The sequence below is a fragment of the Enterobacter sp. ECC-019 genome (assembly GCF_043974075.1).
Taxonomy (GTDB): domain Bacteria; phylum Pseudomonadota; class Gammaproteobacteria; order Enterobacterales; family Enterobacteriaceae; genus Enterobacter; species Enterobacter asburiae_D.
The window spans coordinates 2,566,910-2,589,911 of record NZ_CP143759.1; the positions used below are offsets into that span (position 1 = coordinate 2,566,910).

Annotated in this window: 26 protein-coding genes; 12 read left to right on the forward strand and 14 right to left on the reverse strand. The window is 53.4% G+C overall.

Annotation, left to right across the window (positions count from 1 at the left end; translation table 11 throughout):
* Positions 1 to 11 precede the first annotated feature (11 nt).
* Genes hflD through rluE form a run of 4 tightly spaced genes read right to left on the reverse strand, consistent with a single transcriptional unit; the run spans position 12 to position 2,958 of the window.
* A complete protein-coding gene (gene hflD / locus V1566_RS12180; protein ID WP_013097081.1) occupies positions 12 to 641 on the reverse strand; it encodes a high frequency lysogenization protein HflD in 630 nt (209 codons plus the stop codon).
* Positions 642 to 668: 27 nt separating this feature from the next.
* Positions 669 to 1,781, reverse strand: coding sequence for a tRNA 2-thiouridine(34) synthase MnmA (mnmA, locus tag V1566_RS12185; RefSeq protein ID WP_395303449.1), 1,113 nt, complete (start codon positions 1,779 to 1,781; stop codon positions 669 to 671).
* A gap of 40 nt (positions 1,782 to 1,821) precedes the next feature.
* On the reverse strand, positions 1,822 to 2,295 hold the full coding sequence (locus V1566_RS12190) for an NUDIX hydrolase (protein ID WP_395303450.1): 474 nt from the start codon (positions 2,293 to 2,295) through the stop codon (positions 1,822 to 1,824).
* Between the two features lie 9 nt (positions 2,296 to 2,304).
* Entirely contained in the window at positions 2,305 to 2,958 is a 654-nt protein-coding gene (gene rluE / locus V1566_RS12195) for a 23S rRNA pseudouridine(2457) synthase RluE (protein WP_395303451.1), read from the reverse strand.
* A 117-nt stretch (positions 2,959 to 3,075) separates the two neighbouring features.
* On the opposite strand from rluE, the gene icd reads away from it, so the two are divergent.
* The 3 genes from icd (at position 3,076) to V1566_RS12210 (ending at position 5,071) form a co-directional block, all read left to right on the forward strand.
* Positions 3,076 to 4,326 carry an NADP-dependent isocitrate dehydrogenase gene (icd, locus tag V1566_RS12200; RefSeq protein ID WP_032657958.1) on the forward strand — a complete coding sequence of 417 codons (1,251 nt, stop codon included), beginning with the start codon at positions 3,076 to 3,078 and terminating at the stop codon, positions 4,324 to 4,326.
* A gap of 77 nt (positions 4,327 to 4,403) precedes the next feature.
* Positions 4,404 to 4,751, forward strand: a complete 348-nt coding sequence (locus V1566_RS12205) for a DUF1304 domain-containing protein (RefSeq protein ID WP_395303452.1) — start codon at positions 4,404 to 4,406, stop codon at positions 4,749 to 4,751.
* Positions 4,752 to 4,825: 74 nt separating this feature from the next.
* Positions 4,826 to 5,071, forward strand: coding sequence for a YmjA family protein (locus V1566_RS12210; protein ID WP_029739845.1), 246 nt, complete (start codon positions 4,826 to 4,828; stop codon positions 5,069 to 5,071).
* 290 nt (positions 5,072 to 5,361) lie between these two features.
* Here the strand turns inward: V1566_RS12210 and V1566_RS12215 are convergent, their stop codons facing one another.
* Complete coding sequence (locus V1566_RS12215) at positions 5,362 to 6,861, reverse strand: EAL domain-containing protein (protein ID WP_395303453.1); 1,500 nt, start codon at positions 6,859 to 6,861, stop codon at positions 5,362 to 5,364.
* A gap of 205 nt (positions 6,862 to 7,066) precedes the next feature.
* On the opposite strand from V1566_RS12215, the gene V1566_RS12220 reads away from it, so the two are divergent.
* The 3 genes from V1566_RS12220 to V1566_RS12230 all read left to right on the forward strand — a co-directional run bounded on the left by V1566_RS12220 (position 7,067) and on the right by V1566_RS12230 (position 10,749).
* Positions 7,067 to 8,617, forward strand: a complete 1,551-nt coding sequence (locus tag V1566_RS12220) for an EAL domain-containing protein (protein ID WP_395303454.1) — start codon at positions 7,067 to 7,069, stop codon at positions 8,615 to 8,617.
* A 113-nt stretch (positions 8,618 to 8,730) separates the two neighbouring features.
* Positions 8,731 to 10,215, forward strand: a complete 1,485-nt coding sequence (locus tag V1566_RS12225) for a diguanylate cyclase (RefSeq protein ID WP_395303455.1) — start codon at positions 8,731 to 8,733, stop codon at positions 10,213 to 10,215.
* Between the two features lie 285 nt (positions 10,216 to 10,500).
* Positions 10,501 to 10,749, forward strand: a complete 249-nt coding sequence (locus V1566_RS12230; RefSeq protein WP_006174788.1) for a GlsB/YeaQ/YmgE family stress response membrane protein — start codon at positions 10,501 to 10,503, stop codon at positions 10,747 to 10,749.
* Between the two features lie 130 nt (positions 10,750 to 10,879).
* On the opposite strand, the gene V1566_RS12235 is transcribed toward V1566_RS12230, so the two are convergent.
* Complete coding sequence (locus tag V1566_RS12235) at positions 10,880 to 10,978, reverse strand: YoaK family small membrane protein (RefSeq protein WP_014883431.1); 99 nt, start codon at positions 10,976 to 10,978, stop codon at positions 10,880 to 10,882.
* 45 nt (positions 10,979 to 11,023) lie between these two features.
* Positions 11,024 to 12,037, reverse strand: coding sequence for a diguanylate cyclase domain-containing protein (locus V1566_RS12240; RefSeq protein WP_395305984.1), 1,014 nt, complete (start codon positions 12,035 to 12,037; stop codon positions 11,024 to 11,026).
* A gap of 310 nt (positions 12,038 to 12,347) precedes the next feature.
* On the opposite strand from V1566_RS12240, the gene V1566_RS12245 reads away from it, so the two are divergent.
* Both V1566_RS12245 and V1566_RS12250 read left to right on the forward strand, forming a co-directional pair.
* Positions 12,348 to 12,602, forward strand: coding sequence for a DUF333 domain-containing protein (locus V1566_RS12245; RefSeq protein ID WP_395303456.1), 255 nt, complete (start codon positions 12,348 to 12,350; stop codon positions 12,600 to 12,602).
* An 80-nt stretch (positions 12,603 to 12,682) separates the two neighbouring features.
* Positions 12,683 to 12,988 carry a hypothetical protein gene (locus tag V1566_RS12250; protein WP_109844443.1) on the forward strand — a complete coding sequence of 102 codons (306 nt, stop codon included), beginning with the start codon at positions 12,683 to 12,685 and terminating at the stop codon, positions 12,986 to 12,988.
* On the opposite strand, the gene V1566_RS12255 is transcribed toward V1566_RS12250, so the two are convergent.
* The gene (locus tag V1566_RS12255) at positions 12,989 to 13,333 is read right to left on the reverse strand and encodes a DUF488 domain-containing protein (RefSeq protein ID WP_047061597.1); all 345 of its coding nucleotides are present in this window, start codon (positions 13,331 to 13,333) and stop codon (positions 12,989 to 12,991) included.
* Between the two features lie 101 nt (positions 13,334 to 13,434).
* Here V1566_RS12255 and V1566_RS12260 point away from each other — a divergent pair, with 101 nt between their 5' ends.
* Entirely contained in the window at positions 13,435 to 14,142 is a 708-nt protein-coding gene (locus V1566_RS12260; RefSeq protein ID WP_395303457.1) for a CTP synthase, read from the forward strand.
* Between the two features lie 32 nt (positions 14,143 to 14,174).
* Here the strand turns inward: V1566_RS12260 and V1566_RS12265 are convergent, their stop codons facing one another.
* Entirely contained in the window at positions 14,175 to 15,362 is a 1,188-nt protein-coding gene (locus tag V1566_RS12265) for a CynX/NimT family MFS transporter (protein ID WP_395303458.1), read from the reverse strand.
* 99 nt (positions 15,363 to 15,461) lie between these two features.
* Between V1566_RS12265 and V1566_RS12270 the strand changes: the two genes are divergently transcribed.
* Positions 15,462 to 16,253 carry a helix-turn-helix domain-containing protein gene (locus V1566_RS12270; protein WP_159513908.1) on the forward strand — a complete coding sequence of 264 codons (792 nt, stop codon included), beginning with the start codon at positions 15,462 to 15,464 and terminating at the stop codon, positions 16,251 to 16,253.
* Here the strand turns inward: V1566_RS12270 and V1566_RS12275 are convergent.
* Positions 16,237 to 16,683 (reverse strand): DUF441 domain-containing protein, encoded by a 447-nt coding sequence (locus V1566_RS12275; RefSeq protein ID WP_121423405.1) that lies wholly within the window; start codon positions 16,681 to 16,683, stop codon positions 16,237 to 16,239. The genes V1566_RS12270 and V1566_RS12275 overlap by 17 nt on opposite strands.
* 145 nt (positions 16,684 to 16,828) lie before the next feature.
* Here V1566_RS12275 and yoaI point away from each other — a divergent pair, with 145 nt between their 5' ends.
* Positions 16,829 to 16,933 (forward strand): small membrane protein YoaI, encoded by a 105-nt coding sequence (gene yoaI, locus V1566_RS12280; RefSeq protein ID WP_010430055.1) that lies wholly within the window; start codon positions 16,829 to 16,831, stop codon positions 16,931 to 16,933.
* A 21-nt stretch (positions 16,934 to 16,954) separates the two neighbouring features.
* Here the strand turns inward: yoaI and V1566_RS12285 are convergent, their stop codons facing one another.
* The 3 genes from V1566_RS12285 to yeaG form a co-directional block, all read right to left on the reverse strand.
* Positions 16,955 to 17,455 (reverse strand): YbaK/prolyl-tRNA synthetase associated domain-containing protein, encoded by a 501-nt coding sequence (locus V1566_RS12285; RefSeq protein WP_029739834.1) that lies wholly within the window; start codon positions 17,453 to 17,455, stop codon positions 16,955 to 16,957.
* 98 nt (positions 17,456 to 17,553) lie between these two features.
* Complete coding sequence (locus V1566_RS12290; protein WP_024908577.1) at positions 17,554 to 18,837, reverse strand: YeaH/YhbH family protein; 1,284 nt, start codon at positions 18,835 to 18,837, stop codon at positions 17,554 to 17,556.
* Positions 18,838 to 18,911: 74 nt separating this feature from the next.
* A complete protein-coding gene (gene yeaG / locus V1566_RS12295; protein WP_395303459.1) occupies positions 18,912 to 20,846 on the reverse strand; it encodes a protein kinase YeaG in 1,935 nt (644 codons plus the stop codon).
* A gap of 430 nt (positions 20,847 to 21,276) precedes the next feature.
* Here yeaG and V1566_RS12300 point away from each other — a divergent pair, with 430 nt between their 5' ends.
* Entirely contained in the window at positions 21,277 to 22,023 is a 747-nt protein-coding gene (locus V1566_RS12300) for a MipA/OmpV family protein (protein WP_121423406.1), read from the forward strand.
* 78 nt (positions 22,024 to 22,101) lie between these two features.
* Here V1566_RS12300 and V1566_RS12305 read toward each other — a convergent pair whose 3' ends face one another.
* Complete coding sequence (locus tag V1566_RS12305) at positions 22,102 to 22,986, reverse strand: D-hexose-6-phosphate mutarotase (protein WP_395303460.1); 885 nt, start codon at positions 22,984 to 22,986, stop codon at positions 22,102 to 22,104.
* Positions 22,987 to 23,002 lie beyond the last annotated feature (16 nt).

Sequence of the window (23,002 nt, forward strand, 5' to 3'; positions counted from 1 at the left end):
ACTCCGGGAGGTTAACAATGAGCAAGAATTTGTTTTGCCTGAGTGGTCAGGCGATTACGAGAAAACATTAACTGCAGGCGGCCACCGCCAACCTGGTGCCACAGCACGGCGGCGCGGATCCCTGCCAGCAGGGACGCGCGCACTTTTGCCTGTACCTGCGGACTTTGCAGCACGGCAGGGGAGCCGGTGACCTGAATACGCGGGCCCAGCGGGCTGATGACGTCAACATAAATGCCGGCCATGGCGCTGAGCAGCGTTTCGGACTGCAGGTCAAAATGGTCGAGCTGACGCTGTAACCCGGCAATACGATCGCCCAGGGTATTGAGCGCGCCTTTCGCCGCACTCAGTTTACGCTCCAGTACCATCAGGCTCAACGTGTAGCGGGTCAGCTCCGCGTTTAATCCCTGACGGCTGCTGGCGTTAAGCACGCCAAGCAGGGTTTCAAGACCGAGACGAAGATTGGTTTCACTGCCACCGAACACGCCCAGGGTCGAGCCGGGGTTGAGATCGATAACGCTGTTCAGTGAAACGTGCAGGGCGTCAGCGTCGCAATGACCCTGATGCGCCAGCTGTTGCACCAGACGGGCTGACTGGCAAATTCCCGCCAGCGCCAGGGTGATGTCATAGTAGTTCTTCGCCACACGGTCTCCTTTATGTGTGCAATCGTATTAAACAGCAGGCAGCGGCAGGCGCTGTTCAATGATCCCGCCGCCCAGGCAAATCTCACCGCTGTAGAATACAGCAGACTGACCCGGGGTGACGGCGGCGACCGGCTCGTCGAAGCGCACGTCAATGCGGTCATCATCGAGCGCTGTTATGGTGCAAGGAATATCGGTCTGACGGTAGCGGGTTTTCACCGTGCAGCGCAGCGTACCTTTCAGCGGCTCACGATCGACCCAGTGCAGCTGCTGCGCAATAAGGCCAACGGACATCAGACGCGGATGATCGTGACCCTGGGCAACAACCAGAATATTGTTTTCGACGTCTTTGTCGACAACATACCACGGATCTTCACTACCTTCTTTGGTCCCGCCGATACCCAGGCCTTTACGCTGACCGAGCGTGTGGTACATCAGCCCCTGATGCTGGCCAATCTCTTCACCGTCGACGGTGACAATTTTACCCGGCTGTGCAGGGAGGTAACGTCCCAGGAAATCGCGGAATTTGCGCTCACCAATGAAGCAGATGCCGGTAGAGTCTTTTTTCTTCGCGGTGATCAGGTCCAGCTCTTCGGCGATTTTACGCACCTGCGGCTTTTCCAGTTCGCCGACCGGGAACAGGCTCTGGGTGATTTGCTCGTGGCTCAGCGTATAGAGGAAGTAGCTTTGATCTTTGTTGCCGTCCAGGCCGCGCAGCAGCTGGCTTTTACCATTCACGTCTGCACGACGCACGTAGTGGCCGGTCGCAATAAAGTCGGCGCCCAGATCTTCCGCGGCGAATTCCAGGAAGGCTTTAAATTTGATCTCTTTGTTGCACAGAATATCCGGGTTCGGCGTGCGGCCCGCTTTGTACTCTTCCAGGAACAGTTCAAAAACGTTGTCCCAGTATTCTGCGGCAAAGTTAACGGTGTGCAGTTCAATGCCGAGCTTATCGCATACGGCCTGCGCGTCGGCGAGATCCGCAGCGGCAGTGCAGTATTCCTCGCCATCATCTTCCTCCCAGTTCTTCATGAACAGGCCCTCCACCTTATAGCCCTGTTGCTGTAACAGGTAGGCGGAAACGGAGGAATCGACACCGCCGGACATGCCGACGATCACTTTTTTCTGGCTGTTATCTGACATGGAATACTCACGACATTGAACTTCAAGGCGGCGTATTCTATCACGCCCCCCCACCATTGACACCCTCTGTAAACGGCCAGTTAAATGCGCCGATAACATCCAGCGGTAAGCGACCCGCAGACTGCCAGCAGCGAATGCTTTCCGCAACCAGCGGAGAGCGCAGGTTTGGTGCGTTCAGGATCTCGTCGGCGGTCACCCACAGGCAGCGATCGATATCGTCATCGTGCGGTTCAGTGGCGCACGTTTCGCTAAGCTCAACGGCAAATAAAAAGCGCAGAAACGGGGTGTGATCCGGCGCGATCCACTGGTGCATACGGATGAAGTGCTGGGGTTCAGCGTGGATGCCGGTCTCTTCCCACAGCTCGCGTTTCGCTGCCTGCAGCAGGGTCTCATTGGCTTCAAGGTGTCCGGCAGGCTGGTTCCACAGCGCTTTGCCGTTAATGCTCTCTTCGACAACAAGGAATTTACCCCGGGCGTGGACCACGCAGGCAACCGTGACATGAGGTTTAAACATAGTGACTCCTTAAGGGGTAACGTCGCGCCATTCGCCGTTTGCCAGCGTTTCCAGGGTGTAGCTGCCCATGGCGTAGCGAATCAGACGCAGGGTAGGGAAGCCGACGTGCGCGGTCATGCGGCGAACCTGGCGGTTGCGGCCTTCATAAAGGGTAACTTTGAGCCAGCTTGTCGGAATGGATTTGCGTTCGCGAATCGGCGGGTTGCGCGGCCACAGCCACTCCGGTTCATTCACGCGTTCAACACCTGCGGGCAGGGTTGGGCCGTCGTTCAACGTCACGCCGCTGCGTAGCGCTGCCAGCGTCGCTTCATCCGGCTCGCCTTCCACCTGTACGAAGTAAATTTTACCGGTGCGTTTCCCGGGCTGCGTGAGCTTCGCCTGTAAAGCACCGTCGTTGGTTAAGACCAGAAGGCCTTCGCTGTCGCGGTCCAGACGCCCGGCTGCGTAGACGCCCTGAACGGGAATATAGTCCTTCAGCGTGCTGCGCCCGGTTTCATCGGTAAACTGCGGCAAAACATCGTAGGGTTTATTGAACAAAATAACCCGCTTCGGCTGGGTTTCCTGCGGTCTTCTGGCGGCTTGTCGCGAGCTGAATCGCTCAACCCGGTGTTTTGTAAAAGAAGTTTTCTTCATGGTATTTTCAGGCGTTATCAATTGCCGCATTATAGCCTAATAACGAAGACCTTTCATGGCGCAGGACAATCAGGTACTATCGAAGGGCTCATTACAATTTATTAACATAAGATCAGTAACAACCAGAAGCGCTCGAAGGAGAGGTTAATGGAAAGCAAAGTAGTTGTTCCGGCGGAAGGTAAAAAGATCACCCTGCAAAACGGCAAGATTAACGTTCCTCACAATCCGATTATTCCGTTCATCGAAGGTGACGGTATCGGTGTAGACGTTACCCCGGCAATGCTAAAAGTGGTTGATGCCGCTGTTGAGAAAGCCTACAAAGGCGAGCGTAAAATTTCCTGGATGGAAATTTACACCGGTGAGAAATCTACTCAAGTTTATGGCCAGGACGTCTGGCTGCCAGCAGAAACGCTGGACCTGATCCGCGACTACCGTGTTGCTATTAAAGGCCCACTGACGACGCCAGTTGGCGGCGGTATCCGTTCCCTGAACGTGGCACTGCGTCAGGAGCTGGACCTGTACGTGTGTCTGCGTCCGGTTCGTTACTATCAGGGCACTCCTAGCCCGGTTAAGCACCCTGAACTGACCGATATGGTTATCTTCCGCGAAAACTCAGAAGACATCTACGCGGGTATCGAATGGAAAGCGGACTCTGCTGACGCAGAAAAAGTAATTAAATTCCTGCGCGAAGAGATGGGCGTGAAGAAAATTCGCTTCCCTGAGCATTGCGGTATCGGCATCAAGCCGTGCTCCGAAGACGGAACCAAACGTCTGGTGCGTGCAGCCATCGAATATGCAATCACCAACGACCGTGACTCTGTGACCCTGGTTCACAAAGGCAATATCATGAAGTTCACCGAAGGCGCGTTCAAAGACTGGGGCTACCAGTTGGCGAAAGAAGAGTTCGGCGGTGAGCTGATCGACGGCGGCCCATGGCAGAAGATCAAGAACCCGAACACCGGCAAAGAGATCATCATTAAAGATGTGATCGCCGATGCGTTCCTGCAGCAGATCCTGCTGCGTCCTGCTGAATACGACGTGATTGCCTGTATGAACCTGAACGGTGACTACATCTCTGACGCCCTGGCAGCACAGGTTGGCGGTATCGGTATCGCCCCTGGCGCGAACATCGGTGACGAGTGCGCCCTGTTCGAAGCGACCCACGGTACTGCACCAAAATACGCAGGTCAGGACAAAGTGAACCCAGGCTCTATCATCCTGTCCGCAGAGATGATGCTGCGTCATATGGAATGGTTCGAAGCCGCAGACCTGATCGTTAAAGGTATGGAAGGCGCGATCAACGCGAAAACCGTAACTTACGATTTCGAACGTCTGATGGAAGGCGCTAAACTGCTGAAATGTTCAGAGTTTGGCGACGCAATTATCGCGAACATGTAATCCAGATTCTGGGTTAAACAAGAGCGGGGGCCTGAGGGTTCCCGTTTTTTTTGCCTCTGCCTGCGGGAGACAACACGATGTTAGCCACAGTCCTTATCACTGTTGTTGCACTCATCCATCTCTACATTCTTGTGCTGGAAATGTTCCTGTGGAATACCAAAACAGGGCATAAGGCCTTTAATCTGCGTCCCGACTTTGCGCGCGACACCCGCGTGCTGGCCGCAAACCAGGGGCTGTATAACGGCTTTCTGGCGGCCGGTCTGCTCTGGAGCCTCTGGCTCGGCGAAAAGGGTATTCCGGTGGCCATCTTCTTCCTGGCCTGCGTATTGATCGCCGGGCTCTTTGGCGCAGCCACCGCCAGCCGAAAAATTTTGTATGTACAGGCCGCGCCCGCGCTCGCAGCGCTGCTTGCGTTACTCATCTGAAGCAATGCTTTGGTTGAGGTAAGGTGTCCGATATACTGATGGCTTTACCTTTACAGGTTAGCGACGAGACAGTTATGAACAACGATATCCCACTGAAATATTATGACATTGCCGATGAGTATGCGACGGAAGCCGCAGAGCCCGTCGCTGAGTCAGAGCGCGACGCGCTGGCGCATTATTTCCAGCTGCTGCTCACCCGTTTATCGAATAATGAGGAGATCAGCGAGGAGGCTCAGCAGGAGATGGCTACTGAGGCCGGGATCCGTGCGGGCCGCATTGATGATATTGCGAATTTCCTCAATCAGTGGGGAAATGAATAGTCTGCTTCAGAAACCGTTATGCTGATGCTTTGCGATACAGCTCAGCATCACGCTATCGGACCACATGCATTTTTTCCGCAGAATATGCGAAGCGGGAGCGTCGATAAACAGCGCGAAAATAACGGTCAGACAAAAGAGTACCACTGGGAATAGTAAGGATAATTTCACGTTTTTAACCAAAATATGAGTGTGCGTCAGGGTAATCTACCGTCTGATTGTGACGACTATATGTTTTTGCGTAAAAAATAGAAATGCCCGACTGGAAAAAAACGGACGCGCAAGGCTTCTGGTTACGGTGCGACCCCGGTGAGTCGTTTCGCCAGCTCGCGGCGGGTGAGTGCTTTTGAAAAATACCATCCCTGAATCAGCGCATCGGGATATCTGCTCGCAATAAAGCGATATTGAATTTCATTTTCCACGCCCTCGAAAACAAGGGTCTTATTCAATCTCGCGAGGGCATCGCTGAAGATAGCAAAGATGTTTTGCTTATAATGCTCGCTAATGCCGTCCACTAACGACTTATCGATTTTGATCTCATCATATTCAAGCAGCGACAGGCGGGCGAGGTTTGAATTTTGCACGCCAAAATCATCTATTGATATTTTAACGCCGAGCGATTTGAGCTCCTGACAAAACCCCTCGAGGATATCTGCCGTGGAAACGGCTTTCTCAGAAAGTTCGACCTTCATCAGGGAAAGGGGAAGGTGATTGGCTAAACACTCGCGGCGCAAAATGTTGATGAACTGCCCGTCTTCAATTTCCTTCCGCCCAACGTTAATGGAGACGATCAGCTGATGTTTAATCGCCAGTGGGGCAATCTCTGAAAGGGATTTCTCAATAATATTACTGTAATATTTTTTATACAGACCAATCTTTTTAATTAATGGGATAAACAGCTCCGGAGAGATGTCCCCATGCTTTTGATCGCGCCATCGCGACAGAACTTCGACGCCCACGATTTTTTGATCGTGAATGCGGATAATGGGCTGGTAGTTAACGCTGATGGTATTGGTGATGACGGCTTTGATCAGCGTGCGTTCCAGAGAAAAACGGTCTTCATAGATGCGGAAGATAAATAACGTTATCGCGACCCAGATAAAATAGAGAATGACTGTAAGAAATGAAAAGATAAAGGGGGGTAACGAGGCCAGCCCAGCGTCGTGATGCTTCACGATGACGCACAGGTCCCAGAGGACGCTGCACTGCGTAAGGGTCAGGGTAAACAACCTCGAATGCAGCCAGCTCTGCTGTGTTAACTCAGGGACGGTTGAAAAAAAGACTCTGCCGAAGTCTTTGGTCGTGGTACTGAGAGAATAGCTTGCCGTAACCGGAGTGAATTTATCGTAAGCATAGCGGGTGGTGAAGATAATAATATTATTATAAATTGCCGCATTGCCCGAGAAAAAATCTTTTCTGGAAAATTGTGCCAGGAGAAACCCTCTCGGCGTTTTATGCAGTTCTGAAGGAAGGGCAACGGGCGCTGCAAGTTTACCCCAAAAGGCAGTACAGACTATTTTCCCCTTCTCGATAAAACCGATATCGTCAAAATAATAGTTATTCAGCGTTATTTGCCGGTAGCTATCAAGGCTGGTTTTATCACATCCCTGCGTAGTAATGCTTTTAAGGGCCAGCGCCACGCTTTGGGAAAGGTCTTCTGAATAACGTAACAGGGTATGGGATATCTCACGCTGCTTGCTCTGCTGCTGCTGCACGATAACAGAATTGACCGCATAAAGAGACAGAATGACCAGAAGCGTTGAAACGATCGCAACGGCAATGAGCTTTTTCATTTCCCGGTTATCCTGTCCGCTCCCTGATTTCACAAATCTTAACACAGCCAGGGCAAGGTACAAGCCTGATAGTCACGTCAGGTGAGTAAAATCGGGCAGGTGAACTCATACGAAAGCATCAGTTTTTTAAGACAATTCTCAGCTAAGCTATTTTCATTGTTATAAGCAATACCGGGCTAGCACAGGCTCTTCTCCCGGAACATCCATGCTTGCTTTTTCTATTAAGGAAAACCTCGTGCGCAACGTGATGATCCCTATTCTCAGTGCCTTGTTTCTTTTTCTGAGCGGCATTCTGATTATTAACTGGCAGCTATGGCAGATGGCGAAGCTCAATAATAGTCATACCGCCACGGCAAGCACTCATAAAATAGAAAACATTCTGGCTGAAGCCGTCAGTGCGGCCAACACGGCGAAGCGCGTTGCGTCCGAAGGGTGTACCCGTAGCGGACAGCTGGTGCTGGGGACAGAGGCCGCGCTAAAACCGCATCTGCGCGCCATCATGATCCAGCAGCAGGGTAAAATCATCTGTACTTCCCTTCCCGGGAATGGCGTGTTGATTATTCATCCGGAGAGAGTGCCTGTTGAAAAACTGATGCTGTTACCTGGTAATCGGCTGGTAAACGGCATTCCGGTGCTTATTTTCCAGATGCCTGTCGCGGCAGGGCGCGTCATCGTCAGCATCAGTGACGCGCATTTGCGGGACGTCATCGCGAGCGCATCAAACAGCGTAGATCTGGGGCTGGTTGTCGGCGAAAGCATGCTTGGGCGCAACGGTGATGTTACCGGGTGGAAAGCCGCCTCCTGGTCGGGAGCGATTACGGCGTCAACGCAATTCCCCTTTAGCCTGGCCTGGCAACCTCCTGCCTTTTTTAGCCTGACGCGGCTCCTGCAGCAGGGATGGAGCCTGATACTGCTTATTCTTGCACTATCGGTAGCGGTGGGCATTTTGATCCGCCGTTACAAGGGGAAAAGCACCTCATTTGAAGACGATTTGCGTAAGGCCATTTTGCAGGGGGAGATCGAGCCTTATTACCAGCCGATCGTGAACGGCGATACCGGCGGGTTGTATGGGGTTGAAGTTCTGGCAAGATGGAAGCATCCAAAGTCAGGCTTTATCCCTCCGGATGTCTTTATTCCGATTGCCGAACGTAGCGGTTTGATTATTCCGCTAACCAAAGGGTTGATGGCGAAAGTGGTGACACAGCTTAAGCCGCTTTTGCCTAAGCTACCGGACGGGTTTCATATCGGGGTGAACATCAGCGCCAGACACATCAATGCGCCTTCCTTCATCGGTGACTGTCGCGTCTTCGGAAAGGGATTTCAGGGTAAAGAAGTCAAACTGGTTCTCGAGGTGACCGAGCGTGAACCGCTGACTGATAATCCTCACCTGGTGGAAAACCTTAACATGCTGCATAACGCCGGTTTTGTCATTGCCCTGGATGATTTTGGTACAGGTTATTCAGGGCTGTCATGCCTTAATGCGCTTGCCATTGATTATATTAAAATTGATAAAAGCTTTGTGAATCGGGTTTCAGATGAAAAGGACTCTACGATCCTGCTGGACTGCGTCATTGACCTGGCGAAAAAACTCTCATTGCGTATTGTGGCTGAAGGCGTAGAAACGAAAGCGCAGCTGGAGTATCTCAACCGTAATGAGATTACCCTGTTGCAGGGTTATTATTTTGGTAAGCCCGTCTCGTATATCGATTTTATTAAAGTCATTTTATCTAAGCCCCGGGAGACGGTAAGTTTGTAAAACGAAATTAAGACGAGCTTCTGTTGTATGCTTAAGTGCAATTCATTTTCCTCTTATCCTGAGCTTTGTTACAGTGACAAGAGTTGTCAGCCAGGGATGTCAGGCGTGATAAGGTGGAAAAGCTCGTGCATGTGAAAAATACTTTTTACACAACAACCATTACCGTCATCATTGTCTCATTGATCATCTCGCTGTCGCTTGCCGTCCAAATTGCCACGTCCAGGCAGCAGTCAATCCAGCAAATTAATACCAGCGTCGCTAACCTGAGCCATACCCTTGATGTCTATACCGAGGGGATCATGCGCCAGAGTGAAATGTTAATTACTACCGTTTCTGACATAATCGAAATTTATGGCATGACCCCGCAACAGGCGACCCATGTTCAGTGGATGATAAATAATCAGGATAATCTCCTTACCCAGATTAATAATGTGGTTGTTTACGATGCTCAGGGCGATATCTTTACCGCATTACACGAAACTTTTATGGGCCCACGCAAAGGATCGGACAGGTCATTTTTTATGTATCACAAGGAAAATAAAAATCAGCAGATTTTTATTGGTGAGCCCGTAGTCAGCAGAACCAATGGTAAATGGGTCATCACCATTAGCCGGCGCCTTGAAACCCACACCGGGGCATTTAATGGTGTTGTGGTGGTGACGCTGGGTATCGAGAATTTTCTCGCGCTCTACGGGCAGATTAATATTGGTCACTCGGGCGTCATTGGCTTAACAACCGAGTCAGGCGTACTGCTGGTCCGTTATCCTTTTAAAAATACCTATATCGGCACGATTGTTTCTGATTCACCTCTCTTCAGGAAATACCTCAAGGTACAAAATACCGGGATAGCCAGTTCCATTTCGCGGTTTGATAAAATCGAACGCATTTATGCCTATGAGAAAAACCGACGCTACGGGCTGGTCACCACCGTGGCCGTCAGCATCGATGAGGCCCTCGCTCCGTGGCGCAAGCAGGCCATTCAGCTGGCGGTACTCATTTTCGTTTTCACTGCGGTACTCATCGTCGCGTCATACTTCCTGTATTCCGACTTATCAAGAAAAACCAGAGATAACAAGGCGCTGAAGATTATCGCTTCTGAGGATGCGCTGACCGGGCTTTACAACCGTCGTATTTTTGATGAAAAAATCCTCTCGGAAATCGCGCTTTGTGCCGCACATGATGCGCCGATTTCGATACTGATTGTAGACGTGGACTTCTTCAAAAAATACAACGATAACTACGGCCATCCTGAAGGGGACCGGTGTCTGGCGCTGCTGGGAAACAGTCTCAGGAAGAGCCTTACCCGTGATAATCAGATTGTGGCGCGATACGGCGGAGAGGAGTTTGCGCTGATATTGCCTGATACGGACATCCAGGAGGCGCTTCGACTGGCGCAGACGATTATACGCAACGTGTTTTCCCTGCAAATCGCGCATGCTTTTAGCCCCTTCGGACGGGTAACGGTAAGCGTCGGAATTTCTACCGCGCGTGCCGTCGACATCGCGGGCAGCCAGCAAAATATTATTATTGCCGCTGACCAGGCGCTCTACCAGGCAAAACGCGCAGGACGTAACCGTTACGCGTTTGTTGGGGTATGAACAGAAAAAAAAGCCCACTTAAAAGTGGGCAAGAAATACTGGAAGCAATGTGAGCAATGTCGTACTGAATACCTGAGTGTTTCGCTCAACTATTTAGTGTTGAGAAAGATAATCTTTCTCAACAAAAGATGCAACCCCACAGTTTATGTGGCACGTTCTTTTTGTTGATGAATAATTGCGCACTCTCTCATTGTGATGCCTATCACAAATTTCCTTTCTGAAATCCTGTGCTATTCTTTTTTGTGTCGTTGATTTAATGACAAAAACCATACAGAGAGGAAAGTTATGGGAATTTTATCCTGGATTATCTTTGGGCTTATTGCGGGTATTCTGGCGAAGTGGATCATGCCGGGCAAAGATGGCGGTGGGTTTATCGTCACCGTAATACTGGGTATTATCGGCGCGGTAGTGGGTGGCTGGATCAGTACGCTGTTCGGTTTTGGTAAAGTCGATGGCTTTAACTTCGGCAGCTTCGCCGTCGCGGTGATCGGTGCGCTGGTTGTTCTGTTTATCTACAGAAAAATCAAAAGCTAAGGCTTAAAAGCGTGAAAAAAGGCTGCCAGATGGCGGCCTTTTTTACGTGGCGGGTTTACCACCAGCCAAGCTGCGTGCCGGCAAACGCCGCGATGGCAACGATCAGCATAATGAGGGTCGTTTTTCTCATTTATGCCCCTGGAGCCGCGTAACCACCGACAAAAAACCATGCTAAAAAAACCACCGCCGTTATAAAAATAACGACCGGGAAGAGGATCCCTATTCTCATACCATCACCTGTTTCGGTTTCTATCATGCCGTAGAGTGTACGGGGTTAATCCATGGTGAGAAAGCGTGTTTTGCTTTTTCCTTTCTTATCCTGATACATCGCGACATCCGCGGCGCGTAATGCGCTGTCCGGATCGGTTACCCGAGGGTCCACTTCGATAACGCCGAGGCTGGCGCCGGGGTAAATGAGGTTGATGCTACCCAGCCCGTATTCACCGGTAATACAGGCGCTGAGACGCGTTTTAAGCAGGGTGACTTCGCTGTGGGATGTGCTCAACGACGCCACCAGAAACTCATCGCCGCCCAGCCGACCAATGATATCGTCCTGCTGTTTTTCTTCAGTCAGACGCTTACCCACGTCAATCAGGAACTGGTCGCCAGCCTCGTGGCCGTAGCGATCGTTAATCAGCTTGAAATCATCCAGATCGATGAATGCGATGACGGCGTTACGTTTAAGATGGCGCGCCAGCGAAAACAGGGTGGTCAGGTCTTCAAAAATGGCGCGACGGTTGGGTAAACCGGTAAGGGCATCCGTGTAGGAGTGCGCGATGAGGGCGGCATTAGCTTCGCGAAGCTGGGTCACCAGCGACTCTTTCTGAATGGACTGGGCAATCAGCCCGGCGAACAACTTCAGAACCTGTTCACCGCGCTCGCTAAGCGGCTTTCTGGCCGTGCTGGTGGCGCAGAGCGTTCCGTAGAGTGAACCATCCGCAAGATGGACAGGAATACTCATGTAGGTCGTAATGCCAAGCGCTTTCGCCGCCTCGCACTCCGGCCAGCGTTCGGGGACGTCGTTGCTGAATACGGTGTCGCTGTCCAGCGCGCGCTTACACAGGGTTTCATCCCACGGGACGCTCAGTCCCTCCGGGATTGTCATCTGCTTGCTATTGCGGGCGTAGAGGATATGCTGCAGTCGAGCTTCGATATCCACCTTGGTGAGGTAAGTCGACTCCATGTCCGTCACGATCTCCAGCATCTCAAGCAGCTGACGAACGAGACCTTCAAGGGATTGTTCAGTGGCGAGGGTTTCTGAAACACGGGCAAGGATAATATCCGACATGACGTAGAATGACTCCCAGGCAGATGACGTCTGCATCTGCATGTTATGCTGAGTTTTTAGACTTCAGGCATAGTAAAACATGAATATAGAAAATTTAATATATGCAGGGCGAGGGCAGCGGCAGAGTAAAAAAGGCCCCGTTGTTGAGACCGGGGCAAAGACATCTTGATTACGGAATGATGTTCTCTGGTCATATCAAGAACACGCCCCACTATAGTGTTGAAAAGTGCAGTTAAAATGGAGAAATCATGGAGAAAGCGGCGGTGACCCGTTACCCTTAGACTGTAATGATGTCACGAGGATCATTGAGATGAGATTTCTGCTTCTGGCGCTGGCGCTTCCCCTGGTGGCCTGCACCGCTAAAACGACCCCACCCGATGCACCGAAACCCCCGCACGCTATCGGTATGGCGAACCCGGCCTCCGTATACTGTCTGGAGAAAGGCGGGGAACAGATCCCGGTTCAAAGCCCGCAGGGCATACGCACAGAGTGCAAACTACCGGGTGGCGAAGTGATTGATGAATGGACGCTCTACCGTCGCGATCATCCGCAACCCACCAGGTGACAGACGTATATTGCCTGCGATACACTTCTCTTTAGGATTATTCTTAGCCAGTTCCTGGCTACCGTTATCGTGAGAGAAGTATGTTCCAGCTTAAACCGGGCAGCATGGCGATGATCGTGGGTGCCCGCACGGCGTCAGGCCGTCGCAATATTGGTAAATCTGTTGAGCTGTTTGGCCTGTGCCAGCCTGGCCTGCGTTTCGTGAACCCGGTCAACGGCGTGATGACGCAACTCCCCGCAACTGCGGATCGCGCGCTTTGGCTGGTGACAGGTGATGTTTACGCCTTTGATAATCAGCACGGCTTTGCGTTTGTCCGCGCCGAACACCTGATGCCGCTCACCCCCGATGAAGCACCGCAAATGCTTGACGAGTTGGCGATCGGCTGATCAGAGGTGGCGCAGCCAGTCGGCTAATACCAGGGCGTGATTTTGCTTCGTGTCTTTGGCAGCAAAGAGCAGGGTGACGGTCTGCCTGTTCGCCAGCGTCGCCAGACGCATTCCCTCGTCAGCGTGCTGCGCCAGCTCTTCCCGATAGGCCTTACTGAAGGCGGCGAAATCAATGGTTTCGCTATGAAAGGCCTTGCGTAATTCATTCGAGGGCGTGAGCGCTTTACACCATTCATCATACGCGAGGTCCGTTTTTTTGACCCCGCGCGGCCACAGCTTGTCCACCAGCACCCGATAGCCGTCGTCCGGACCTGCCTGTTCGTACACGCGTTTGCATTGAATCATGATTCCACCCTCCCAATTTAAGGTATTGTGATAATTGCAGAAGATCGGTAGTCTGAGGTTCCTTATGTTATCTGATAATACTCTGGCATAAGGAACCTTTCATGGAACACCTCCCGGTTAAAACGACGCTGCGCATTGCGCTGGTTGGCGATTACAATCCCAATGTTATTGCACATCAGGCGATCCCGCTGGCCATTGACGACGCCGCCGCAGTCCTTGACCTCACCGCCGATTACGACTGGCTTGCTACCACGGAGCTGACAAGCCCTGAAGATCTGGTGGGCTACGATGCCATCTGGCTGGTTCCCGCCAGCCCCTATAAAAATACCGAGGCCGCTTTTATCGCCGCGCGCTACGCCCGTGAAAACAGCATTCCGTTCCTTGGCACCTGCGGTGGATTCCAGCATGCGCTGATTGAATATGCCCGCAATGTATTGGGCTGGGCTGATGCGGCACACGCTGAGACGGATACCGAAGGCACCATGGTGATTGCACCGCTGGCCTGCTCGTTGGTGGAAAAAACCGATGCCATTGAGCTGCGCAAAAATACGCTGATCGCGAAGGCGTACGGCAAGCCGGAAATTGAAGAGGGGTATCACTGTAACTATGGCGTGTCGCCGGCGTTTGCCCTGGCGCTGGAAAGCGGTGATATGCATGTTACGGGCTGGGACGAACAGGGTGAAATTCGCGCCGCAGAGCTGGTTACGCACCCGTTCTTCGTGATCACCTTATTCCAGCATGAGCGTGGTGCGCTGGAAGGACGCCCGGTGGTGCTGGTGCAGGCGATGCTGCGCGCGGCGCGCGGGTAAGAAAAGGCAGACCCGATGGTCTGCCACACTGTTTAACGGGGCGCGATCTCCCGGTCTCGCCCGGCCAGAACGCCGCAAATAGCCATTATCACGGCGGCCAGGGCGCAGCCCAGGAGCGGGATCCGCCAGTCACCCGCGCTATCGTGAATTTTACCCATCAGCGGAGGGCCACAGGCGGCGAGCAGATAGCCAATCGACTGCGCCATGCCGGAGAGCGCCGCAGCCTGGTGCGCGGAGCTGGCGCGCAGCCCGATGAACGTCAGGCCGAGGATCATCGTTGCCCCTGTGCCAAAGCCAAACACCAGCGTCCACATCACCGCCATGTCAGGCATAAACCACAGCCCCGCCGCGCTTACCGCGCACAGCAGCGCCACTGCGCCTGCAATGACCCGCTGATCTTTCAGACGGTGGAGGACCAGAGGCACGGCAAGGCCAGGCACGGCCGTAGCCAGCTGTAAAAGACCATGCACCGAGCCGGCCTGCGCTTCGCTGTAGCCGTGGCTAAGCAATATCGCTGGCAGCCAGCCGATGATGACGTAGTAAATCAGCGAGTTAATCCCCAAAAAGAGCGTCACCTGCCAGGCGAGGGCCGAGCGCCAGATGGCGCGATTATGCAGCGCGCCAGCGCCCGTTACCGTTGCAACGTGTTTCTGACGCCACTGGGGCAGCCAGAGTAGCAGTGCGACCAGCGGAAACGCCATCAGCATCAGCAGCGCGCCATGCCAGCCCGCGCTACCCTGCGCCAGGGGCACAATCATCGCTGAGCCAAACGCCGCCGAGACGCCCATCGTCAGGGAATAGGCTCCGGTGAGTTTCGCCACCTGTCCCGGAAAGTCACGTTTGATTAATCCGGGTAACAGCACGTTCCCGAGCGCAATCCCGCAGCCAATGACTGCGGTTCCGGTGAAAAGCAGCGTGGCGGAAGGCAGCGAGCGAACCGCAATTCCGGCGCAAATCAGCAGCAGGGCGATAAACAGGCTGCGCTCCATGCCGATACGTCGGGCAACGCCTGCGGCGAGCGGCGAGACGAGGGCGAAAGCCAGCAGGGGCAGGGTGGTCAGCAGACCGGTTTGCGCCGTGCTTAAGCCATAATCAAGACGAATAGTGTCGAGCAGCGGGGCTGCGCCGGTAAAGGTGACGCGAAGCGTAGTGGCAATCATCAGGATGCCTGCAATCAACAGCGCGCCGTGTTTTCCTGAGGTGCGAATAGCAGTAGTCATTATGTTCTCATACGTTCAAGCGAGCGCACACAATACCGATTTTCTCCGCGGTTGAAATCAGGCTAAAATGACAGTTTATCGCTAAAATCGGACAAACTGATGATTGGTCTGGGACTGGACGGCTATGATCCCGATAGCCAGCACGATGCGGCCGTCGCATTTCGCATCCGCGTGGTGGCGGAAGAACAATATATTCCCCGACATCATCACCGTAAGGGGCAGCTGATCCTGGCCCTCGGCGGCGCGATCACCTGCGAAGTGGAAAATGCCATGCTGATGGTTCCGCCCCAGTACGCCGTCTGGATCCCCGGCCAAATGCCGCACAGCAACAGGGCCACGCCGGGCGCGCAGCTCTGCTTTCTGTTCATTGAACCGGGGGCGGCAAGCTTGCCCGAACGCTGCTGCACCCTGAAAATCTCTCCTCTGGTGCGGGAGCTGATTTTATCCCTGGCGGAAAAATCGCGTGAACAACTGCCTCTTGCGGCCACATCGCGCCTGGTGGACGTCCTGTTTGACGAGCTGCCGCTCCAGCGTCAGGAGCATCTGCAGCTGCCCGTGTCGCCCCATCCTAAAATTCGGCTGATGAGCGAGAAAATGGCGGAAGAGCCTGCCGCCTGGCAGACGCTGGCGCAGTGGGCGAGCCACTTCGCCATGAGCGAACGCAGCCTGGCGCGGCTGGTGGTGAAAGAGACCGGCTTAAGCTTTCGCCGCTGGCGTCACCAGCTGCAGCTGATCGTGGCGTTACAGCATTTGATTAGTGGGAAATCGGTACAGCAGGTGGCACAGTCACTGGGTTATGACTCTACCACCGCGTTTATCACCATGTTCAGGAAGGGTCTGGGCCAGACGCCAGCGCGCTATATGGCCAGCCTGACTACGACTTCCCGATAAACAGAGAGACAAGGCCTGCCGCAATCAGCGGCCCCACCGGAACGCCGCGGAAGATCGCCACGCCCAGAACGGTGCCCACCAGCAGACCCGCCACTATCGAGGGCTGGCTGCTCATCAGCGTAACGCCGCGTCCGCCCAGCCACGAAACAAAAATCCCCACCGCGATCGCTACCAGCGATTTCCAGTTTACAAACGAGTGCAGCAGGGTTGAGGCGGGAAGCGTACCGCTGGCGATGGGCGCCATTACCCCGATGGTTAAAATGATGATCCCGATGGTGAGCCCTTGTTTTTCAATCCACGGGAAAAAGCTATTTAACGGGGTCACGCGAACAATAATCAGCACCAGAATCGAGATGGCCACGGTGGTGTTATGGCTGACAAAGCCGAGCGCGGCGAGTGCCAGGAGAATGAGCAGAGTAGGGTCAAACATAGGGAATCCTTGCCAAAATAATTAACCTGCTTACAGTACGCGCAAACGCGACGCAGGACAGTTTTAAAAAGATTTTATTGTTGTCATAACCTTGTCATTTACGCGGATTAAAACGGAGGCAGATATCGCAAAAGGGGTCGCCATCATGAACGATCACATGTTTGTTGAAACGCTGATTATCTCCTCATCGTTTTTCGCTATTGCCGTTATTCTCGTCGCCTCCGTACTGTTCCTGGAAAGAAAAGGCTGACAGGGTCGCCAGCCATAGCGGTTACGCTTTATGGAAGTTCACAAGCTCAGGACGGGCGATGCGCAGGTAATCCTGGGTATCCATAATCACGGATTTCTCCAGCAGGCCGGCGTTAAACGCGATTTCGTCAAAACGCTCGAACAGCAGCGGGTCGGCAACCAGTGCCAAATCAGGATGGAAGCTAAAGGGCGGGATAGCGCCGAAAACGCAGGCGGTCAGGGTATCGACCTCGGCCGGGCTGGCGAGGGAGGCCTTCAGCCCGCCAAAATGGCTGGCAAGCTGGCTCAGGTCAGCCTGCAGATCGGCGGCGAGGATCGCCAGAACGTGTTTTTTTACACCGTTTCCCTTCACCTTGCAGACCAGGGCCTTAGCGCCTTGCCGCAGATCGGTCCCGCGAATTTCACTTACCGCTTCACATTTCCCGACCGCCTCGTGCTCCATGACGCGAAACCGCGCGCCCTGCTCGGTGAGTAAGGTAATCAGTTGCTGGTGGGTTCCTGCCCCAATAACGTCGTCAGTCATAACGATTTCCCGGTGATAATCCAGTATGCAGCGTTCTACATTAGCACGGGATGAACGGGGTCGAAAGAAAACAGCCAGCGGGTTCGCTGGCTGTTGGATTATGCGTTGCTGGTAGAAGATTGCTTGTGGAATAGCTCCCTGAACACCGGATAAATATCATCCTGGTCACGGATATGCTGCATGGCAAAATTATCGAACATCGATTGCAGATGTTCATACTCCCGCCACAGGGTCTGGTGCGCGCGACGGGTGATTTCGATATAGCTGTAGTAACGCACCACCGGCAGAATTTTCTTCGCCAGAATCTCGTGACACAGCGGTGAGTCGTCGGCCCAGTTATCACCGTCCGACGCCTGCGCGGCATAAATATTCCACTGCGACGGGTCGTAACGCTCTTTCACCACTTCATCCATCAGCTTCAGGGCGCTTGATACGATGGTCCCGCCGGTCTCCTGCGAGTAGAAGAACTCATGCTCATCCACCTCTTTTGCCTGAGTATGGTGGCGGATATAGACCACCTCCACGTTCTTATAGGTTCTGCTCAGGAACAGGTAGAGCAGAATATAAAAACGCTTCGCCATATCCTTGGTGGCCTGGTCCATTGAGCCGGACACGTCCATCAGACAGAACATCACTGCCTGGCTGGAGGGTTCAGGACGTTTTTCGTAGTTCTTGTAGCGCAGGTCAAAGGTGTCGATAAACGGTACCCGTTCGATCTTCGCCCTCAGCTCTGCAATCTCTTTACGCAGGCGCTCCTCTTCCAGAAGTTGCGCCGGTTCCGTGTTTTCCACGACCTTCAGGCTGCTCTCCAGCTCGCGCAGTTCGCGACGTTTGCCCGCCGTCATCGCCGTGCGTCGGGCCAGTGAATTCTGCAACGAACGCACGACGCTGATATTGGCGGGCACGCCGTTGGCGGTATAGCCCGCGCGATGGGTCTTATATTCATTAAGCTGACGATGCTGATTCTTTTTCAGATTCGGCAGCGCCAGGTCTTCAAACAGCAGGTCGAGATATTCATCTTTCGAAATCTGGAAGACAAATTCGTCCTGACCTTCACCGTCCTGGCTGGCCTGTCCCTGACCGCTTCCTGAACCACCGCCGCCGCCCTGAGGACGCTCAATTCTGTCGTTCTGAACGAAGTGGTCATTACCTGGGTGTACGCGATGGCGCAGGCCGCCTCGCCCCTGATGAAACATCGGTTCGCTGATGTCATCGGTGGGGATGGAGACAGATTCGCCGCTGTCGACGTCGGTCACCGAGCGTTTGTTGATGGCCTCGGAGATAGACTGTTTAATTTGCGCTTTATAACGACGCAAGAAGCGCTGGCGGTTCACCGTGCTCTTGTTTTTGCCGTTAAGACGCCGGTCAATAAACCAGGTCATATACCCCCCGTACTGCATTTGCCAACTTGCATTTTGTAGGCCCGGCAGGCGCTAACCGCCGCCGGGCACTTGTTTTAAGACGATTTACGCACGCGCAGATACCATTCGCAGAGCAGGCGGACCTGCTTGCGGGTGTAGCCTTTTTCCATCATACGGTCGACAAAATCGTCGTGCTTTTTCTGCTCATCGGTTGAGGTTTTGGCGTTAAACGAGATAACCGGCAGCAGCTCTTCGGTATTGGAGAACATTTTCTTCTCAATGACCGTGCGCAGCTTCTCGTAGCTGGTCCAGTTCGGATTGCGCCCGTTGTTATGCGCTCTGGCGCGCAAGACGAAGTTCACAATCTCGTTACGGAAGTCTTTCGGGTTGCTGATCCCGGCAGGCTTCTCGATTTTTTCCAGCTCCGCGTTCAGGGATTCACGGTCAAACAGCTGGCCGGTATCCGGGTCGCGGTACTCCTGATCCTGGATCCAGAAGTCAGCGTAGGTGACATAACGGTCGAAAATGTTCTGCCCGTACTCTGAATAGGATTCCAGGTAGGCCGTCTGGATCTCTTTGCCAATGAACTCGGCGTATTTCGGGATCAGGTAACCTTTGAGGAACTCAAGGTAGCGTTCGGCCTGCTCCTGCGGGAACTGCTCGCGTTCGATTTGCTGCTCCAGCACGTAGAACAGATGAACCGGGTTGGCCGCCACTTCCGCATGGTCGAAGTTAAACACGCGGGAGAGGATCTTAAACGCGAAGCGCGTGGACAGACCGTTCATTCCCTCATCAACCCCGGCATAGTCGCGGTATTCCTGATACGACTTCGCTTTCGGGTCGGTATCTTTCAGGCTTTCACCGTCATAGACGCGCATTTTTGAATAGATGCTGGAGTTTTCCGGCTCTTTCAGACGCGAAAGGATGGAGAAGCGTGACAGCGTTTCCAGCGTGCCGGGCGCGCAGGGGGCATGCACCAGCTCACTGTGGTTAAGCAGTTTCTCGTAAATTTTGATCTCTTCGGAGATCCGCAGGCAATAAGGCACCTTGACGATGTACACGCGGTCAAGGAAGGCCTCATTGTTTTTGTTATTACGGAAGGTCACCCATTCAGATTCGTTCGAGTGGGCGAGAATAATCCCGTTAAACGGCAGGGCGGAGATACCTTCCGTCCCGTTGTAGTTGCCTTCCTGGGTCGCCGTCAGCAGAGGATGCAGCACTTTAATCGGTGCTTTAAACATCTCGACGAACTCCATAATCCCCTGGTTCGCGCGGCACAGCGCGCCCGAGTAACCGTAGGCATCCGGATCGTTTTGCGCGAAGTTTTCCAGCTTGCGGATGTCGACTTTACCCACCAGCGCCGAGATGTCCTGGTTGTTCTCATCGCCGGGTTCCGTTTTGGCGATGGCGATCTGTTCAAGGATAGATGGCCAGACTTTCACCACGCGGAACCTGGTGATATCGCCACCAAACTCGTGCAGTCGTTTTGCCGCCCACGGCGACATGATGGTACCGAGGTAGCGACGCGGGATGCCATACTCTTTATCCAGAATCTGCGCATCTTCCTGCGGATTGAACAGGCACAGCGGATGGTCGTTCACCGGGCTGCGTTCACCGTTGGCGCTCAGAACATAGATAGGGACGCGCTGCATCAGCGACTTCAGGCGTTCAGCCAGCGAGGATTTACCGCCACCCACCGGGCCGAGTAAATAGAGGATCTGTTTCTTCTCTTCCAGACCCTGAGCGGCATGCTTCAGATAGGAGACAATCTGTTCGATGGCATCTTCCATACCATAGAACTCTTCAAACGCCGGGTATCGGGCGACCACCCGATTCGAAAAGAGACGGGAAAGCCGAGGCTCCAGGGCAGTGTCAACCATGTTTGGCTCACCAATAGCCATCAATAGCCGTTCTGCCGCATTGGCATAGGCACTGCGATCTTGCCGACAGATGGTAAGAAACTCCTGCAGTGTGAACTCTTCGTCCTTGGCAGCTTCATAGCGCTGGCGATAGTGATCGAATATATTCATGGCATGCCGTCCTTTCGTTTTTTAGCACAGGATAAGAGCCGTTCGTATGAGTAGTGGAGGCTCCCGGAAGAGAATCTCTCGCACCTCACTGCCAGAGCAGCAACCTGTGTGCCAGGTCAGACGCTAAGAACCGCAGGTGTTCAGGAAAACTCTTCTTAAATTAAAGCGTAGATGGCATTTGCAAAACTTGCATGCCCAGAAAATCTACTTTCAATGACATATCAATAACTCATCCAAAAATTTCCACTGTCGTTATAAGACAAAAGCACGTTTTTCATTCAGCGGTCATATAAATGAAAGCGGGCTGTCATCTGAAAAGTTAAAAATAACGGGTTAATCAGACTGATTAGCAGGCAAAAAATTTTGGGATGTACGGGAATGGCGGTTACACTTCATCCGCTGATTATTTGACTACAGGAAAGAATGGATTGTGACCAAACTCAAACTTCTGGCATTGGGCATCCTTGCCGCGACCGCAGTGAACACCGCACAGGCGGAAAGTCAGTGGACGGTTGGCGCGGGTGTTGGCGTCATTAACAGCCCGTACAAACAGTATGACCGTGATGTGTATCCTGTTCCCGTTATCACCTATGAAGGCGATAACGTCTGGTTCCGCGGGCTCGGCGGCGGCTACTATCTCTGGAACGATAAGGCCGATAAGCTCTCCATCATGGCCTACTACGATCCAACGCACTTCAAGCCGGGTGACAGCGACAGCCACGCGCTTCGCCAGCTCGACAAGCGCAAAAGCTCGATGATGGCCGGGCTCTCATACGTGCATAACACCCAGTATGGCTTCCTGCGTACGGCCCTGGCGGGTGATACGCTGGATAACAGCAACGGCTTTATCTGGGATCTGGCGTGGCTGTACCGCTATACCAACGGTGGGCTGACTCTGACGCCGGGTATCGGTGTGCAATACAACAGCGAAAACTACAACGACTACTATTATGGCGTCTCTAAAAACGAGTCCCGCCGCAGTGGCCTGAAAAGTTATAGTGCAGATGACGGCTGGGATCCTTACCTGGAGCTGACCGCGAGCTACAACTTCCTTGGCGACTGGAGCGTGTACGGTACCGGCCGTTACGAGCGTTTGAGCGACGAAGTGAAGGATAGCCCGATGGTCGACAAATCCTGGGCAGGTATTTTCTCTGTCGGCGTGAGCTACAAGTTCTGATTGCGCACTACTATCGTGCAATTGATGCATTAAAACGGGGCGCTTGCGCCCCGTTTGCTTTAGCGTGGTGCAGCGAATTTATCGCTTAACAATGCGAATCGTCTGCCCTAAACGAGACGGTTTTTCGTCGCTCGCTTTTTGCGGGGTACTCACGCAGGCGGTTTCCACGCAGACAAACGTTTTATACCCTTCATCCGTCATATCGGCCATGCTGACGGACAGCGCAGGACCCGGGTTCCAGCCCACCACGTCGCTGTGATGATGATGAACCACTTCAATTGCGCGGTTCAGCGCGCCGTCGTGGATCACGCTGCACGCTTCCGGGTGCAGGTAGACGCGGTCGGTACGGTCAGGGAACGTCTGTACGCCGTCGCTCAGTTTACCTTCTTTGGCGTTATCCACTTTGTCGATAAAGGTATCGCCAAGACCGCTCACCTTCACGGCGCTGATATCACCCACGTTGAAGTAGGTGTGCAGGGCGGCGGTGGTTTCAAACTCACCGTGGGCTTCCAGTTCGATTTCACAGGTTTTACCCAGCTTAAAGCGGGCGTACAGGGTGAAATCGTGCGGCCAGAGGGCGCGGGTTTCATCATTAGCCTGCAGCTCAAAGGTCAGCACGGCACCGTTGTCATCTTCATTATGTGCTTTCAGCGTCCACTGCTGGTTACGGGCAAAACCGTGAGAAGGCAAATCCGGCTGTGCGGACGGGCCGAACCACGGCCAGCAGATCGGCACGCCACCGCGAATAGCGGCCCCTTTTTTGAAGGAGGTCGCATCGCTCAGCCACAAACCTTCGGCTTCGCCTTCCGGTTTCCAGGAGAGCAGGTGAGCGCCGTTCAGCGCCACGGACGCTTTGACGCGCGGATGGTCAACGACGATAACGTCGGCACCGTCAATCTGACGGCGGGAGAGCACAGGGGTAAGTTGTTCGACTACCGGAAGTGCAAAAATTTTATTAATCATTAAGCAATCCTCTGTC

Excerpts from the sequence above, each read along its gene's own strand:
- V1566_RS12290 (WP_024908577.1), bottom strand. The coding sequence starts at position 18,837 with ATGACCTGGTTTATTGACCGGCGTCTTAACGGCAAAAACAAGAGCACG.
- yoaI (WP_010430055.1), top strand. The coding sequence starts at position 16,829 with ATGAACGATCACATGTTTGTTGAAACGCTGATTATCTCCTCATCGTTT.
- V1566_RS12235 (WP_014883431.1), bottom strand. The coding sequence starts at position 10,978 with ATGAGAATAGGGATCCTCTTCCCGGTCGTTATTTTTATAACGGCGGTG.
- V1566_RS12305 (WP_395303460.1), bottom strand. The coding sequence starts at position 22,986 with ATGATTAATAAAATTTTTGCACTTCCGGTAGTCGAACAACTTACCCCT.
- rluE (WP_395303451.1), bottom strand. The coding sequence starts at position 2,958 with ATGCGGCAATTGATAACGCCTGAAAATACCATGAAGAAAACTTCTTTT.
- yeaG (WP_395303459.1), bottom strand. The coding sequence starts at position 20,846 with ATGAATATATTCGATCACTATCGCCAGCGCTATGAAGCTGCCAAGGAC.
- V1566_RS12215 (WP_395303453.1), bottom strand. The coding sequence starts at position 6,861 with ATGAAAAAGCTCATTGCCGTTGCGATCGTTTCAACGCTTCTGGTCATT.
- V1566_RS12245 (WP_395303456.1), top strand. The coding sequence starts at position 12,348 with ATGAGATTTCTGCTTCTGGCGCTGGCGCTTCCCCTGGTGGCCTGCACC.
- V1566_RS12270 (WP_159513908.1), top strand. The coding sequence starts at position 15,462 with ATGATTGGTCTGGGACTGGACGGCTATGATCCCGATAGCCAGCACGAT.
- V1566_RS12265 (WP_395303458.1), bottom strand. The coding sequence starts at position 15,362 with ATGACTACTGCTATTCGCACCTCAGGAAAACACGGCGCGCTGTTGATT.
- mnmA (WP_395303449.1), bottom strand. The coding sequence starts at position 1,781 with ATGTCAGATAACAGCCAGAAAAAAGTGATCGTCGGCATGTCCGGCGGT.
- V1566_RS12285 (WP_029739834.1), bottom strand. The coding sequence starts at position 17,455 with ATGACTGACGACGTTATTGGGGCAGGAACCCACCAGCAACTGATTACC.
- V1566_RS12210 (WP_029739845.1), top strand. The coding sequence starts at position 4,826 with ATGAACAACGATATCCCACTGAAATATTATGACATTGCCGATGAGTAT.
- V1566_RS12190 (WP_395303450.1), bottom strand. The coding sequence starts at position 2,295 with ATGTTTAAACCTCATGTCACGGTTGCCTGCGTGGTCCACGCCCGGGGT.
- V1566_RS12205 (WP_395303452.1), top strand. The coding sequence starts at position 4,404 with ATGTTAGCCACAGTCCTTATCACTGTTGTTGCACTCATCCATCTCTAC.
- V1566_RS12260 (WP_395303457.1), top strand. The coding sequence starts at position 13,435 with ATGGAACACCTCCCGGTTAAAACGACGCTGCGCATTGCGCTGGTTGGC.
- icd (WP_032657958.1), top strand. The coding sequence starts at position 3,076 with ATGGAAAGCAAAGTAGTTGTTCCGGCGGAAGGTAAAAAGATCACCCTG.
- V1566_RS12275 (WP_121423405.1), bottom strand. The coding sequence starts at position 16,683 with ATGTTTGACCCTACTCTGCTCATTCTCCTGGCACTCGCCGCGCTCGGC.
- V1566_RS12220 (WP_395303454.1), top strand. The coding sequence starts at position 7,067 with ATGCTTGCTTTTTCTATTAAGGAAAACCTCGTGCGCAACGTGATGATC.
- V1566_RS12240 (WP_395305984.1), bottom strand. The coding sequence starts at position 12,037 with ATGTCGGATATTATCCTTGCCCGTGTTTCAGAAACCCTCGCCACTGAA.
- V1566_RS12250 (WP_109844443.1), top strand. The coding sequence starts at position 12,683 with ATGTTCCAGCTTAAACCGGGCAGCATGGCGATGATCGTGGGTGCCCGC.
- V1566_RS12230 (WP_006174788.1), top strand. The coding sequence starts at position 10,501 with ATGGGAATTTTATCCTGGATTATCTTTGGGCTTATTGCGGGTATTCTG.
- V1566_RS12255 (WP_047061597.1), bottom strand. The coding sequence starts at position 13,333 with ATGATTCAATGCAAACGCGTGTACGAACAGGCAGGTCCGGACGACGGC.